General features: G+C 72.6%; 13 protein-coding genes. 6 read left to right on the plus strand and 7 right to left on the minus strand.

What is annotated here, in order from left to right:
- Window positions 1–6 precede the first annotated feature (6 nt).
- Window positions 7–804, minus strand: coding sequence for an MBL fold metallo-hydrolase (locus P696_RS48270; RefSeq protein ID WP_034487028.1), 798 nt, complete (start codon window positions 802–804; stop codon window positions 7–9).
- A 48-nt stretch (window positions 805–852) separates the two neighbouring features.
- Here P696_RS48270 and P696_RS0126615 point away from each other — a divergent pair, with 48 nt between their 5' ends.
- Complete coding sequence (locus P696_RS0126615; RefSeq protein ID WP_026414712.1) at window positions 853–1,251, plus strand: MerR family transcriptional regulator; 399 nt, start codon at window positions 853–855, stop codon at window positions 1,249–1,251.
- A 7-nt stretch (window positions 1,252–1,258) separates the two neighbouring features.
- Here the strand turns inward: P696_RS0126615 and P696_RS0126620 are convergent, their stop codons facing one another.
- Both P696_RS0126620 and P696_RS0126625 read right to left on the minus strand, forming a co-directional pair.
- The gene (locus tag P696_RS0126620) at window positions 1,259–1,936 is read right to left on the minus strand and encodes a (2Fe-2S)-binding protein (protein ID WP_051468206.1); all 678 of its coding nucleotides are present in this window, start codon (window positions 1,934–1,936) and stop codon (window positions 1,259–1,261) included.
- Window positions 1,936–3,153 (minus strand): ROK family transcriptional regulator, encoded by a 1,218-nt coding sequence (locus P696_RS0126625; protein WP_051468207.1) that lies wholly within the window; start codon window positions 3,151–3,153, stop codon window positions 1,936–1,938. Before P696_RS0126625 ends, P696_RS0126620 begins: the two co-directional genes overlap by 1 nt.
- 144 nt (window positions 3,154–3,297) lie before the next feature.
- Between P696_RS0126625 and P696_RS0126630 the strand changes: the two genes are divergently transcribed.
- From P696_RS0126630 to P696_RS0126645, 4 genes are read left to right on the plus strand one after another with little or no spacing between them, the layout of a single operon-like run.
- A complete protein-coding gene (locus P696_RS0126630) occupies window positions 3,298–4,434 on the plus strand; it encodes a sugar ABC transporter substrate-binding protein (protein WP_084338175.1) in 1,137 nt (378 codons plus the stop codon).
- Window positions 4,431–5,183, plus strand: coding sequence for an ATP-binding cassette domain-containing protein (locus P696_RS0126635; RefSeq protein ID WP_026414716.1), 753 nt, complete (start codon window positions 4,431–4,433; stop codon window positions 5,181–5,183). The genes P696_RS0126630 and P696_RS0126635 overlap by 4 nt, the downstream gene beginning before the upstream one ends.
- A 31-nt stretch (window positions 5,184–5,214) precedes the next feature.
- Complete coding sequence (locus P696_RS0126640) at window positions 5,215–6,399, plus strand: sugar ABC transporter permease (protein WP_026414717.1); 1,185 nt, start codon at window positions 5,215–5,217, stop codon at window positions 6,397–6,399.
- Window positions 6,396–7,289: an ROK family protein gene (locus tag P696_RS0126645; RefSeq protein WP_026414718.1), complete on the plus strand. Its 894-nt coding sequence runs from the start codon at window positions 6,396–6,398 to the stop codon at window positions 7,287–7,289. Before P696_RS0126640 ends, P696_RS0126645 begins: the two co-directional genes overlap by 4 nt.
- A gap of 416 nt (window positions 7,290–7,705) precedes the next feature.
- Here P696_RS0126645 and serA read toward each other — a convergent pair whose 3' ends face one another.
- The 4 genes from serA to P696_RS48280 form a co-directional block, all read right to left on the minus strand.
- Window positions 7,706–9,295 carry a phosphoglycerate dehydrogenase gene (gene serA, locus P696_RS0126655; protein ID WP_026414719.1) on the minus strand — a complete coding sequence of 530 codons (1,590 nt, stop codon included), beginning with the start codon at window positions 9,293–9,295 and terminating at the stop codon, window positions 7,706–7,708.
- Window positions 9,296–9,558: 263 nt separating this feature from the next.
- Complete coding sequence (locus P696_RS48275) at window positions 9,559–10,986, minus strand: M1 family metallopeptidase (protein WP_064744123.1); 1,428 nt, start codon at window positions 10,984–10,986, stop codon at window positions 9,559–9,561.
- Between the two features lie 191 nt (window positions 10,987–11,177).
- A complete protein-coding gene (locus P696_RS0126665; protein ID WP_245627816.1) occupies window positions 11,178–11,804 on the minus strand; it encodes a thymidylate synthase family protein in 627 nt (208 codons plus the stop codon).
- A gap of 394 nt (window positions 11,805–12,198) precedes the next feature.
- A complete protein-coding gene (locus P696_RS48280; protein ID WP_157429928.1) occupies window positions 12,199–13,725 on the minus strand; it encodes a DUF2079 domain-containing protein in 1,527 nt (508 codons plus the stop codon).
- 210 nt (window positions 13,726–13,935) lie between these two features.
- Between P696_RS48280 and P696_RS0126675 the strand changes: the two genes are divergently transcribed.
- On the plus strand, window positions 13,936–14,730 hold the full coding sequence (locus P696_RS0126675) for a hypothetical protein (RefSeq protein WP_026414721.1): 795 nt from the start codon (window positions 13,936–13,938) through the stop codon (window positions 14,728–14,730).
- Window positions 14,731–14,788: the final 58 nt, after the last annotated feature.

A 14,788-nucleotide genomic window follows, 5' to 3' on the forward strand; every position in this document is an offset into this window, starting at 1 on the left:
CTTCGGTCAGAGGTGGCGGGCCAGTTCCCACGGGTCGTGGGCGGAGAACACCTCGACCTCGTCGCCGTGGTCGCGGACCAGTTCGCGCAGGCGGGCCTGCGTGCCGAGCCTCAGGTCGGCGTGGACCTGGGACGTGGTCTGGACGACGTCCATGACCGGGTGCGGCTCCTTCTCGTCGCGCATCTCGCGGTGGTAGTAGTACGCGTCGCCGCAGTGGAGGAGCCAGCGGTCGGCGTCCTGGACGGCGATCCCGGCGTGGCCCGCCGTGTGGCCTCCGAGGGGGATGAGCCTGATCTCGGGCGGCAGGCCGTCCAGGGGGACGGACGTGAAGCCGAACCACCGGTCGTCGGACGCGCCGTCGTAGGTGACCCACCTGGGGCCGTGCGCCCAGTGCGCCGGACGGTAGCGGGTGGCGGCGTCCGCGGCGAGCGCGGCGTCCCGCTCGGCGGCCAGGACGTGGACGGCGGCGTCCGGGAAGTCGGGGAGGCCGCCGCAGTGGTCGACGTCCAGGTGGGTGAGAACGATGTTCCGCACGTCGGACGGGTCGTAGCCGAGGGCCTCGACCTGACGGACGGCGGTCTCCGACTCGTCCAGCGTGGGCCCGGCCATCGCGATCCAGCCCGCGTCGAGGGAGCCGTGCGGGTCGCGGACGTCGCCGAGCCCGAGCCCGGTCTCGACCAGGACCAGGCCGTCGGCGTCGGTCTCGACGAGCAGGCAGTGGTTGACGGCGTGGGCGGGCTGGGGGCCGTCGTAGGTCGCCTCGACGGTGCGCATGGAGCCGCAGTTCAGGTGGTGGATCCTCATGCGGGCTATGCTGCGACTTGAAGCGCGGTTCAAGTCAAGGAGGCGACCGTGGACGGTTCGCTGCTGGACATCGGCGAGGTCGCGCGGCGCTCCGGGCTCGCGCCGTCCGCGCTGCGGTTCTATGAGGCCAAGGGCCTGATCGAGCCCGCCGGACGCAACGGGCACCGGCGTGCCTACCATCCCGACGTGCTGGTTCGGCTCGGGATGATCAACTGCGCGCGCAGCGCCGGGTTCACGGTCGCCGAGGTCGCGAGCTTCCTGGCGGCCCGTCCGGGGGACGGCGTGGGTGAGCGGATGACGGCGAAGGCCGAGGCCCTGGACGAGCAGATCGCCCAGCTCACGCGCCTGCGCGACAGCCTCCGGCACGCGGCGGTGTGCGATCACGACCCGGTCGTCGACTGCCCCGACTTCAGGCGCGCCATCGGCCGCGTCCCGGCCGGGGGTTAACCGGGGGTCAGCCGGGCCGCCGCCCCAGGAGGGCGCAGTCTCCGCACATCTCGCCGCCGGGCGGGACCTTGTAGTACAGGCAGCAGCTTCGGCGGACGTAGCCGCGCGACGTGAACCCGCCCGCCGCATCCAGGGGCGGGTGGGACAGGACGGCTCGGACGAACGGGACGAGGGTCGGGGCCAGATCGGGGGCTATGCGGGCCGCATAGAGGGTCCCGGCCAGCGCGGACGCCGCGTTTCCCCAGATCAGGCCGTCCGCGAGCTTGACCACCTTGTTCATCGTGTCGCGCAGAGGCCGAAGCTGGCCGTCGGCCACCGTCTCGAACGCGTCGGCCGGGGTCGCGGGCCGTCCCGTGGGGTTCGCCAGCCACAGGGCTATGGGGGCGCCAGGGGCCCATCGCCAGTGCAGGGACGCCAGGTCGGGGACGACCCCGAGGGCGGCCGACGCCACGACCGGGGACCACAGGCGGGACGCGATGCCCTGGAACAGGATGCTCGCGGCGACGCGGCGGTCGGTCGTGCCGAGGCGCTGCGCGTACTGGTCGATGAGTCCGTTCAGGCGCTCGGGGTCGGTTTCGGGGAGGGGACGCCAGGTCGGGTCGACCTCCTCGTCCGGGTCGGTCGAGACGGCGAAGTACGGGCCCAGCGTGGCGGCCCGGCGGAGTGCCTCCTTGACGTCGTCCATCAGCCGACCGCCGGTTCCGCGACCTTGCGGTGGAAGACGAGGTCCATCGCGGTGCTGACGCCGATCGCGAGCGCGCCGAGGACCGTCGCGTCCGCGCCCAGGGCGGACGGCTCGACCGGTGGCGGGTCCAGTGGCGTCATGGCGGCGAGCCGTTCGCGGACCGCGCCCAGCAGGACGTCCTGGCCGTGCCGGACCAGGCCGCCGCCGATCACCACCAGGCGCGGGTCGAGGACGGCGATCACGCTGGCGAGGGCACGGCACACGTTGCCCGCCTCGTACTGGACGGCCTCGACCGCGAGCGGATCCCCCGCGCGGGCCGCGTCGTAGACCCCGGCCGTGGTCAGCTGGCCGTCCATGCCGAGGCGGCGGGCCGTGGCGACGAGACCTGCGGCGGAGAGCACGCTTTCCAGCATGCCGTGTCGTCGCGCCTCGGGCGCGCGCGTGAGCGGGTCGGTCTCGACGAGGGGCAGGAAGGCGACCTCGCCCGCGGCTCCCCGCGCCCCTCGGAAGAGCCTGCCGTTCAGGACGATGCCCATGCCGATGCCCGTCCCGACGGAGAGGAACACGAAGTCGGAGACGCCGCGTCCGAGGCCGTGGGCCTGCTCGCCAAGGGCGGCGAGCGCGATGTCGTTCTCGATGAGGACGGGCGCGGGCAGGCGTTCGACCAGGTCGCGGGTGATGCCCGGGGCGTCCCAGCCGGGCAGGTTCGGGGCCAGGCGCAGCCGGTGCGCCTCGGTGTCGTGGACACCGGGCGTGCCGATCACGATGTGGGTCAGGTCGGCGGGCGCGCACCCGGCCTCGGCGGCGAGCTCGTCCACGAGGGAGACCAGCTGCCGGGTCAGGTCGGCGGGGCCGCTCGCACGGGACCGGATGTCCCTTCTGACCAGCACTTCTCCGTCCAGGCCGCAGAGCGCGGCGCGGACCCATTCGCGGCCGACGTCGATGCCGACGGCCCGTCCGGCGTCGGGATGGATCTCGTACAGCATCGCGGCGCGTCCGGCGTTGCCCGTGCGGTGCCCGACCGTCCGGACGAGCCCGGCGCGTTCCAGGTCGGCCAGCGCGAGCGACACCGTCGGTTTCGACAGTCCGGTCTCGCGCGCCACCTCCGGACGGGACACCGGGCCGAGCTCCCGGATCCGCTCGTACACCGCCCGCTCGTTCATCACCCTCAGCACACTGGTGGTGCTGGCCACCGGCCTGCCGATCGCCGCCGTCACGCTGCTTCCCCCAACTGGTCCCCCCAACGCTCCGTCCGCCGGGACGCACCACGTCCCAGACCGGATGGTCGCATGCCCTTGTTTTGTTAGGAAGCCTCTCTTACTTTCAACTCAACGGCCAGCCACCAGAAGGCGGTGCGTGCCATGCACCTCAACACCCTCCAGACCAGGACGCCGCACACCAGGATCCGGCTGCGAACCCCACGGACCGCCGCGGTGGCGGTCACCCTCCTCGTCGCCCTCGCGGGCTGCGGCGGAGGAGGCGGCGACGGAGGCAAGCGCAAGGGCGCGCCGTCCGCCGACACCGCGACCATCGCGCTGCTGCTCCCCGAATCCAAGACCACCCGGTACGAGGCGTTCGACCGTCCGCTGTTCCAGGAGCGGGTGAAGCAGCTCTGCCCCCGCTGCACCGTCCTCTACTCCAACGCCGACCAGGACCCGGCCCGGCAGCAGAACCAGGTCGAGTCCTCGCTGACCCGGGGCGCGAAGGTGCTCGTCCTGGACGCCGTGGACGCCAAGGCCGTCGCGCCGCAGGTCAACCAGGCCGGACGGCGGCACGTCCCGGTCATCGCCTACGACCGGCTCATCACGAACGTGCCCTACTCCTACTACGTCTCGTTCGACAACGTCCGCGTCGGCCAGATGCAGGGCCAAGCACTCCTTGACGCCCTGAACGCGCGGCACACGCTGGGCAAGGGCCGCATCGTCATGCTGAACGGCGCGCCCACCGACCCCAGCTCGGCCGACTACAAGAAGGGCGCGCACAGCGTCCTGGACGGCAAGGTCCCGATCGGCCGCGAGTACGACACCCCCGACTGGAGCCCCGACAAGGCGCAGCAGGAGATGGAGCAGGCCATCACCGCGCTCGGCCGCGACTCGATCGTCGGCGTGCTGTCGGCGAACGACGGGATGGCGGGCGGCGCGATCACCGCGATGCGGCGCGCGGGCTACCGGCCGATCCTCCCGATCACCGGGCAGGACGCCGAGCTGGCGGCCGTCCAGCGGATCATCGGCGGCGAGCAGTACATGACCGTCTACCTGAACATCAAGGCGCAGGCGTACAAGTCGGCCGAACTGGCCGTCGCGCTGGCCCGCGGGCAGAATCCCGCCGCGCCGGCGACCGTGCCGAACGGCTCGGGGAGGGTTCCGGCGTTCCTGCTGTCCCCGACCGCCGTGACCTCCGCGAACATCAAGGACACGATCATCAAGGACGGCTTCTACACCGCCTCCCGGCTCTGCTCTGACAGGGCACGCGCCTGCCGGGCAGCAGGGCTCCAATGACCGCCCCCGCCCCTTCCGCACCCGTGCTGTCGGCGCGCGGCGTCGGACGCTCGTTCGGGGCCGTCCGGGCCCTGGACGACGTGACGCTCGACCTGCGCGCCGGGGAGGTGACCGCGCTCGTCGGCGACAACGGCGCGGGCAAGTCCACGCTGGTGAAGATCCTGTCCGGGGTCGTCGTACCGGACGCCGGGCGGATCGTCCTCGGCGGCGAGCCGGTCCGGATCGTCCGGCCGCACGACGCCCGCGCGCTCGGCGTCGCGACCGTCCACCAGGACCTCGGGCTCTGCGAGAACCTCGACGTCGTCGCGAACCTGTTCCTCGGCGCGGAGCCGCACCGCTGGTCGCTGCTGCGCTCGCTCCGGATGGAACGCGCCGCGCGCGACCTGCTGGCGTCCCTGGACGTCCGGATCCCGGATCTGCGCACCCCGGTCGCGTCCCTCTCCGGAGGCCAGCGGCAGTCGGTCGCGATCGCCCGCGCGCTGCTCGGCGAGCCCCGCGTCGTCCTGCTGGACGAGCCGACCGCCGCGCTCGGCGTGGAGCAGACCGCGCAGGTCCTGGCCCTGATCCGCCGCCTGCGTGATCGCGGGCTGGCCGTCCTGGTCATCTCGCACAACCTCGCGGACGTCCGGGCCGTGAGCGACCGCATCGCCGTCCTGCGCCTGGGCCGCGACGCGGGCGTGTTCCGCACGGCCGAGACCGCCACCGAGACCGTCGTCGCCGCCATGACCGGCGCCGGGGCCGCCGCATGACCCGCACACCCCACGCCACGGAGGACACGAGGTGAACCCGTCACTCGACCTGCCCGGACTCGGTGACCGGAGGCTGCGGCTCCCGCGACCGTCCGGAGGCGATCCGGGCGCGCTGCCGGTCGTCGCCGGGCTCACCCTGATCGCCGTCGTGTTCGGCTCGCTGAACGGCCACTTCCTGTCCAGCGAGAACCTCACCAACCTCGCGCTCCAGATGGCCGCGACCGGGACCATCGCGCTGGGGATCGTCCTGGTCCTGCTGCTGGGCGAGATCGACCTGTCGGCCGGGTCGGTGAGCGGGCTGACGGCCGTGGTGATGACGGTGCTGAACGTCCGCGAACACGTGCCGTCCGGGCTCGCGGTGCTGCTCGCGCTCGGCGCGGCGGCGCTGGTCGGGCTCACGCACGGGCTGATGTTCACCGTCCTGCGGATGCCGTCGTTCGTGGTCACGCTCGCCGGGCTGATCGGCTGGCAGGGCCTCATGCTGTACCTGCTCGGCCGCGACGGGACGATCAACCTGCCGTTCGACGGACCCGTCTCCACGCTCAGCGACACGTGGCTGCCGACCTGGCTGAGCTGGGCTTTCGTCATCGGGGCAGGCACGGTCTACCTGGTCACGGCGCTGCTCGTCCGGCGGGCGAGGGCCCGGACCGGGCTGCCGGTGTCCGGGCCGGTCCCGCTCGCGCTGCGCACCTTCGGGCTGGTGGCGGTGCTCGCGGCGGCCGTCGCGGTCATGTCGGGCGACCGGGGCGTCCCGCTGACCCTGGTGATCTTCGGCGGGCTGGTCGTCCTGCTGGACCTGGTCCTGCGCCTCACCCTGCCCGGACGCTGGGTCTACGCCGTCGGCGGGAACGCCGAGGCGGCGCGGCGCGCCGGGATCGCGGTGGCGCGCGTCCGGCTGCTGGTCTTCGTCGCGTCGTCGGTGCTGGCCGGGGCGGGCGGGATCCTCGCCGCGAGCCGCCTGTCGGCGGTGAACCAGAGCTCGGGCGGCAGCGACATCCTGCTGAACGCGATCGCTGCGGCCGTCATCGGCGGGACGAGCCTGTTCGGCGGCCGCGGACGGGCCTACGCCGCGCTGCTCGGAATCCTCGTCATCCAGTCCGTCGCGAACGGGATGCTGCTGCTCAACGTGGACTCCTCGGTCCGCTTCATGGTGACGGCCGGGGTGCTGGCGCTCGCCGTCGCGATCGACTCGGCCGCGCGCGGCGGACGCCGGTGAGCGCCGGGTTCGTCCTCGGGATCGACTTCGGCGGCACCAAGATCGCGATGGCGACGGCCGGACCGGACGGAGCCGTCCTGCGGACCGTCCGGCTGGCGACCCGGGCGGAGGACGGCGCGGACGTCGTCCTCGGGCGGGCCCTGGACGCCGCGCGCCGCCTCGCCGAGGAGACCGCGCGGGACGAAGGACCCCTGGTCGCGGCCGGTGTCGCCACCTTCGGCGTCGTCCGGGGCGACCGCGTGCTGCTCGCGCCGAACGTCCCGGGCTGGGAGGACCTGCCCCTCCCCCGGCTGCTCAACGACGGGCTGGACGCTCCGGTCGTCCGGCTGGACAACGACGTCAACGCCGCGACGGCCGCCGAGCTGCGCTGGGGCGGCCTCGCCGGGACCGACACCGGCCTGTACGTGAACCTCGGCACCGGTCTCGGCGCGGGCGTCGTCGCAGGTGGACGCGTCGTCCGCGGCGCGAACGGCGCGGCGGGCGAGATCGGCTACCTGCTCCGCTCCCCCGGCGAACCGGGCCACGGCGCGGGCCGCGCGCCCCTGGAGGAGCACGTGTCGGGCGGCGGGCTGGCGCGGCGCGCGTCCGCCCTCGCCGGGCGGGAGATCACCGCGCCCCAGCTGTTCGGGCCGTCGGTCCCCGCCGAGCTGCGCGTCCTGCGCGACCGGGCGCTGGGCGACCTCGGCATGGCGATCGCCAACCTCGCGATCACCCTCGACCCGGAACGGGTCGTGCTCGGCGGCGGCATGGCCGCCGAACCGGCCCTGGTGTCCCGGCTGGAGCACCTGCTGGCGCGGGCCGTGCCGTTCCCTCCGGCCCTGAAACCCGCCCATTTCGGCGCGGACGCCGCGCTGCGCGGAGCCCTCGCCCTCGCCCTGGACTCCCTGTAGCGGAGACGGGCGGTAATGGAACCGGCCAGGGTCAGAGACCGCGGCGGTCCAGCGCCGTCTGCAGGGCGCGCTTGGCCTCCTCGGCCGCGTCGTCGGACAGGGCGGCAAAGATCTGGGACTGCATGGCAGAACTCCGAAGGTCGCTGGTGATGTGAGCGCGGGGACGGCTCGGGGAGCGTGGTTCGCACGTCCCCGGGTCCGGTCGGAACCCGCTGGCGGCAGCGGAGGATGTCCACGGAACGCCGCATTCGTCCCTTGCGACGTTACCTCCGGATCGGCGATCTGTCTTGACCGCTGGCCATTCGTCCCACACTCTGAGACGACATATGGGGTGAACTGCACAAACAGAACGGGCGGGTGGCCGAAGCCACCCGCCCGTCAGAGTCGCGCGTCAGGTGCGCGCCAGCGTCCCAGGCTCAGGAGTCCAGGTCCGCCCGGCGGCCCATGTCGGCGCCGACCTCGGCGGCGATGGCGTCCACCAGCTGCGCCGGAATCGCCTCGTCCACGGTCAGCGCGATCAGCGCCCGGCCGCCCTTGACGTCCCGGCCGACCTGCATCCCGGCGATGTTGACGCCCGCGTCGCCGAGCAGCTTGCCGACCACGCCGACGATGCCCGGACGGTCGCTGTAGGAGAAGAACGCCATGTGCGCCGTGGGCAGCAGCTCCATGTCGTAGCCGTTGATCTCGATGATCCGCTCGTGGTGCTTCGGGCCGGTCATCGTGCCGGACACCGAGATCACCGCGCCGTCGGCCATCGTGCCGCGGACCTGGACGACGTTGCGCCAGTCCGGGCTGTCCTCGGAGGTGGTGAGCGACACCTCGACGCCCCGGTCGCGGGCCAGCAGCGGCGCGTTGACGAAGGTGACCGACTCGGTGACCACGTCGGCGAACACGCCCTTGAGGGCGGCCAGCTCCAGCACCTTCACGTCGTGGCCGGTGATCTCGCCGCGGACGACCACGTCCAGGCGCACCGGGACGCCGCCCGCGAGCGCGGTGAAGATCCGGCCCAGCTTCTCGGCCAGCGGCAGGCCCGGCTTGACGTCCTCGGCGACCGCGCCGCCCTGGACGTTCACCGCGTCCGGCACGAACTCGCCGGACAGCGCCAGCTTCACCGACCGGGCGACCTGCGTGCCCGCCTTCTCCTGCGCCTCGTGCGTGCTCGCGCCGAGGTGCGGGGTGGCCACCACGTTGTCGTGCACGAACAGCGGGCTGTCGGTGCAGGGCTCGGTGGAGAACACGTCCAGGCCCGCGCCCGCGACCCGGCCCTCCTTGAGCGCCAGGTCGAGCGCCTCCTCGTCCAGGATGCCGCCGCGGGCCGCGTTCACGATCCGGACCGACGGCTTGACCATGCGCAGCTCGCGGTCGCCGACCAGGCCGAGCGTCTCGGGCGTCTTCGGCAGGTGGACGGTGATGAAGTCGGACTCGGTGAGCAGCTCGTCCAGCGTGACCAGCTTGACCCCGAGCTGGGCCGCCCGGGCGGCCTGCACGTAGGGGTCGAACGCGATCACGTTCATGTCGAACGCGGCCAGGCGCTGGGCGACCAGGACGCCGATGCGGCCGAGGCCGAGCACGCCGACGGTCTTGCCCTGCAGCTCGACGCCGGTGTATTTGGACCGCTTCCACTCGCCCTGCTTCAGCGCCGCGTGCCCCTGCGGGACGTTGCGGGCGATGGCGAGGAGCAGCGCGATCGCGTGCTCGGCGGCGGTGACGATGTTGGAGGTCGGGGCGTTCACGACCATGACGCCCGCCTTGGTGGCGGCCTCGACGTCCACGTTGTCGAGGCCGACGCCCGCGCGGGCGACCACGCGGAGCCTGGTGGCGTGCTCGAACACCTCGGCGTTGACCTTGGTGGCGGAGCGGACGATCAGCGCGTCGACGTCGGTGATGGCCGGGAGGAGGGCGGCACGGTCGGCGCCGTCCACGTGACGGACCTCATAGTCGTTCTCGAGGACCGCGAGGCCGGCCGGGGAGAGTTCTTCTGCGACAAGGACGACAGGCTTGCTCAAGGAACAGTCCTTCGATGGTGGATGGTGCACGTGCTGTGCGCGAACATCGCGAGCTCACCCCGTCGTGCCCTCGCCTGCTCCCCGAGTCTATAGGGACCCCGGAGGCCGGGACGCGACCCCCACGACACTCGCCGGTAACCGTCCCATGACCGCCCCTTGACCCACCTGAATGCCCATCTGACCTGTGAGAACACCACCGGCCCGACCGCTGCTCGCGGTCGGGCCGGTGGCCGGGGGGGGGGAGGGAGGGGAGGACCCGAGGATCAGTGGCCGGGCGCGGCGGCCGGACGGCCCGCCGTGTACAGCCAGGTCTTGATGACGTCGTCGATGTTCTTGCCGGAGACCTTCTCGACGTGCCGGACGAACTGGGCGATGGTCGCGTCGCCGCCGCCCTTCCGCGCCTGCCACGTCCTCAGCGCCTTGAAGAACGCCTTGTCGCCCACCCGCAGCCGGATCGCGTGGACGGCGAGCGCGCCCCGGTCGTAGACCTGGTCGGCGAACGGGTCCTTCGCGCCGGGGTCGCCGGGCAGCAGGTCCCACCAGGCGTCGCCCGCCGGGTGCGCGTCGTAGACCTTGTCGGCCTCCTTCTGCGCGGTGGACTCACCGGTGTGGTCGGCCCACAGCCACTCGGCGTAGGTGGCGAAGCCCTCGTTCAGCCAGATGTCCTTCCAGTCGTGGACGGACACGTTGTCGCCGAACCACTGGTGCGCGTTCTCGTGCACGACGACGCTGTAGTTCGGCTTGCCCTTGGCGAAGAACTTCGGGCTGTAGAACGGCCGCGTCTGGGTCTCGATGGCGAACCCGGCCTTGGTGTTCGGGACCGTCCCGCCGACGGCGTCGAACGGGTACCGCCCGAACAGGGAGCTCTCCCACTTCAGGATCTCGGGAGTGCGCTTCAGGCTGGTCAGCGCGTCGGCCTTGGTGGCGGCGGGCAGGTCCGAGGCGATCGCGTACTCGTACGGCAGGCCGTTCGGGGTGCGCCCCTTGACGGTGTCGAACTTCCCGACCGCCAGGGTCGCCAGGTAGGTGGCCTGCGGACGGTTCTCGCGCCAGCCGTAGGTCGTCCAGCCGCCCTTGCTGCGGACGCCGGTCGACACGCCGTTGCTGATCGCCTGGTGGTCGTCCGGGACGGTCACCGAGACGTCGAAGGTGGCCTTGTCACGCGGGTGGTCGTTGCTCGGGTACCACCACCAGGCGACCTCGGGCTCGTTCGCCGCGACACCGCCGGTCGTGGTGCGCTGCCAGCTGGTGAATCCGTTGATCTTCACCGAGGACGGGACGCCGCCGTAGGTGACGACCGTGGTGAACTCCCCGCCCTTGCGCAGCGCCTTCGGCGGCGTGATCACGAGCTCGTGGGCGCCCTCGGCGGTGAACTTCGCGGGCCTGCCGTCGACCGTGACCTTGCTGACCGACAGGCCGAAGTCCAGGTTGAACCGGGTCAGGCCCTGCGTCGCGCGGGCCTTGAGCGTCGCGACGCCGTCCAGCCGATCGGTCTCCGGCTGGTACCGGAGCTTGAGCCCGTAGTGCGAGACGTCGTAGCCTCCGTTGCCATAGTCCGGGTAGTACGGGTCACCGGCACCCGGTGCTCCCGGCCCGGCGGCCGGCGGGGTCGCCTGCACGGCGGCCTGCCCGCTGAGCAGGACGCCGACGGCACCGGCCGCCGCGATCGCGGCGCGCGCGCTGCTGCGCATTCGCACTCCTTTGTGAGAAGGGGGATTGTTCGCTTAACCTACTGGAAAAGTAGGAAATACCTGGGAGCGACACTCGTGATCTTGGTCACGTTTGCGCAAACGGGAAACCCAGCCCAGGTCAAGCCCCGCGCTCAGCGGCCGGGCGCGGGCTCAGGCGCGCGGGCGCAGTCTCGCGGGCTCAGCGATGCGGGTCAGGCGGCTTCGGGCTGGGCGGCGAGGATGGACGCGACGCGCTCCGCGTCCCGGACGGCGATGTGCGGGACGTCCACGAACACCCGCATCGGCCCGGCCGGAAGGCCCAGCTCGTCGGCGACCCGGAGCTGCACCTCGCGCAGCGGGACGTAGGAGAGGTACGCCCGGTGCACGTCCTGCGAGCGGTACATGGCCGTCATGACCAGCCGGTACGCACGAAGCCGGAACGCGAGGGCCACCAGGCACGGGACGGTGTCGGCGGTCTCCCCCGGATCGGTCAGCGACACCCAGGCACTGGTCGTCCAGGGACGCGCGCGCAGGAGCGCGGCGGCCCAGTGCAGCTGGTCCACGCCGTGCCGGTCGCGCAGGCGTCCGCCGATCCCGTCGGCCGCCTCGGCGCGCTCACGCGGCATCCGCGACCAGTGCGCGATCCGGGCCCGGTCGCCGTACTCGCCGAGCACCGGATCGTCCCAGCTCAACGACGCGATCTCGAAGAGGACGGGCGGGCCCTCGATGATCGGCCCGCGGTCCTCCATGCCCGCCTCGCCCGCGCGCCAGACGTGCCGCAGCAGTCCGATCCACGCCTGCCCGCACGTCCCCCAGCGCTGGAGGTCGTTCCCCGCCACAGGGACCACCTCACACCCCCGCCGAGGATTCCGGACGGACCGCAAGGAATTGCAGAGAATTACCTTCTCGCCCGCCGCGTCGCCGGCAGTTGTTCACCATCCGAGCGGACCGGCCCCACCCCCTGGCCCGGTCCGCGAAAGCGCCTGTCATCACTCTCGCCCCACTGCCGCTCGGGGCGCGGCCACAATCGCAGGTTCGCGCCGGTGCGCCGAATCGCCGCGGCCGTAGCGGCTTGACTTCAGTATCCGACAGAGAACCTCAAAAAGGTAGATTCCCCTCGCCATCGGGTTCGGGAAATCTTTACGCGCCGTGCTGACTGGGCTGTATCGGACGTCCCGTCCAAGAGCCCGGTCAGAGCCCGTCCGGGAGCCCGCCCGGCGGGGCCGTCCGGGGCTACCGGTGCAGGACGACGTAGCCCTCCCGCGAGAACACCGTCCGGTAGCCGTCCCGCGCGAGTCGCGCGACCCGCTCCCGCTGCTCGTCCACCGAGGTGAAGGGGAACTGGGCGTAGGCGACGTCCCCGACGACCCAGGGGGCCCAGCGGGGCGTCCGGTCCCAGAGCAGGACGCGGGTGCGGCCGGACAGCGCGGGCCCGGCGTGGTTGACCGCCTCGACCTCCACCCCGGACGGCACCCGCGCCACGGCCGCCGCGGCGGCCAGCTCACGCGCGCCCCGCTCGTAGAGGGACCCGTCGGCGAGCGACCGGAACGCGAACGCCGGGACGGTCACGACCGTCCCCACCAGCATCCCCGCGACCAGCCACGATCCGGCACGTTCCGGCACCGGCGCGCCGTTCCACGCGAACCCGCTACGACTCCGCAGGTGGTCACGGACGCGGTCCGCGCCGTCCACCCCCGCGAGGACGAGCACCGCGATGAGGAAGGCGTTGTAGTGGTAGTGCGGCGCCCACCAGTTGTCGAACTTCCCGGACAGCATCCGCTCCAGCAGCGGCGGGACGACCACGAGCGTCAGCGGCGACACCAGGGGCAGCGCCAGGAACGGCAGGACGAGCAGCGTCATCGTCGCGAGCTTCACCGGCGGCGTGCCGAGCGCCGTCACCGCGTCCCACGGATGCGTCAGGACGTGCAGCGCCGCGCTCCTCATGTCGTTCCCGAAGTCGGTGTACGCGAAGTAGTAGCTCCCGCTCCCGCCGAACGCCGGGATCAGCACGCGGGACGCGACGACCGTCGTCAGCAGCCCGAGGACGACCAGCGCCGCCCCCAGCGGACGATCGCCGCGCAGCGCCCACGCGCGGTCGAGGCGGGTCGTCGGCCGCAGCGCCAGCAGGGTGAGGCCGAACCCGGCGACGAGCAGGCCGGTGTCCTCCTTGACCAGCAGCAACAGGACGGCCGCGACCGCCGCCCTTCCCCGGCGTCCCGCGTCGAACCGCTCGATCGCGAGCGCCGTCAGCAGCGGCGCGAACGCGACCTCGTGGAAGTCGAAGCGCAGCGCCTCGGCGATCGGCCACGACAGCGCGTACGCGAGCGACGCGCACACCGCGGCGGCGCGGCCGAGGCGGCGTTCGGTGAACCTCCAGATCGGCACGATCGCGAGCGCGAACAGCACGGCCTGCGTGATCAGCAGCGTCGCCGGGCCGTCGTGCAGCCGGTAGAGCGGCGCGATCAGCGCCAGGATCGGCGAGAAGTGGTCGCCGAGGATCGAGAAGTCCGGACCGAACCCGTTGTGCACGCCCTTGACCGGCGCGACCGGGGGCCCGAGGCGGCTGTAGGAACGGACAGCCTGGTCGAAGATGACCAGGTCGTAGGTGCTCGTCCGGAACATGCGCAGGCGCAGCAGCGCGAACGTCGCGTAGACGCCCGAAGCGAGGACGACCACGAAGGCGAGCAGCACGGGGGCCGTCCGTCCGCCCGGCCGGACGCGTTCCGCGGTCGTGTCACTCGCCGTCACCGGAACAGCCACCAGCGGGACGCTACCAGCGCACACGTCCCGCTCACGACGACTTCGCCGCTTCGGACCGTCCCCGACGGCGACCCCCGCACCCCCGAAACCGGCGACCGCCGCCCCGCCGCGGAGGACACCAGAGCGCCCCGACACGCTGTGACGATTTCACGGTACGCGGTCGCCCGGCCCTTTAACGTAACCGTGGAACCCGGCCGACCTGGAGATCCCGTGACCCCGGACCGCACGATCAGTGTCCTGCACGACATCCTGCGCGCGTACGACCACCGCTTCCTGGACCTCGACCGCGAGAACCGGGACCGGCTCATCGACGGCACCCGGCGGTTCCTCGGCGAGTCCGGGCTGAGCGACGACGTCCGCTCCGCGCTGCCCGCGTCGTACCGGCTGCGCGCGTTCTGCATCCAGCGCGGCCTCCGGGACGAGCTGGAGCGGCTGATCCGGGACGAGGCGGCGGGCAGCCCCGGCGGCGCGGTCGTGGTCGGCGGACGCGTCTACGCCATGTACCCCTACCTGCGCGGAGTCCCCCGGCAGGACGCCGACATCACCGCCGAGGTCGGCGTCGAGCACCGGCTGGACGCGGCGGTCTGGAAGGACGGCCGGATCCGCGTCACGGGCCACGCCGCCGTCGAACGCGTCGAGACCCACCGCACCTCCGTCGACCTGGTGATGCGCGAGCGCGCCGAAACCCCCGAACGCACCGAGCACAGGATCGCCGCCCGGGCGGACGGCAACGGCTTCGAGGCGTTCGCCGACCCGTCCGTCCTCGGTCCGGGGCACTGGGACGTCCACGTCGCCGCGACCGCGCACGGCGTCACCCGGCAGGCCCGGTTCGGCCGCGTCCGCGAGCCGGGCCTCAAGCTGGACGAGACGTTCCGCGGCGTCCCGGGCCGGGACACCGAGGCGGGCCTGTACCTGACCGAGGGCGGTCACCTCGCGCTGCTGGTCAGGACGGCCCGGAAATCCGCACCGCTGCGCGCGAAACTCATCCGCCGCTTCACCCGCTGACCTGGGGAAACGCGAAGAGGCGGGCGCCGAAGCACCCGCCTCCTCACGACAGTGACGA

Source organism: Actinomadura oligospora ATCC 43269, from assembly GCF_000518265.1.
GTDB lineage: Bacteria > Actinomycetota > Actinomycetes > Streptosporangiales > Streptosporangiaceae > Spirillospora > Spirillospora oligospora.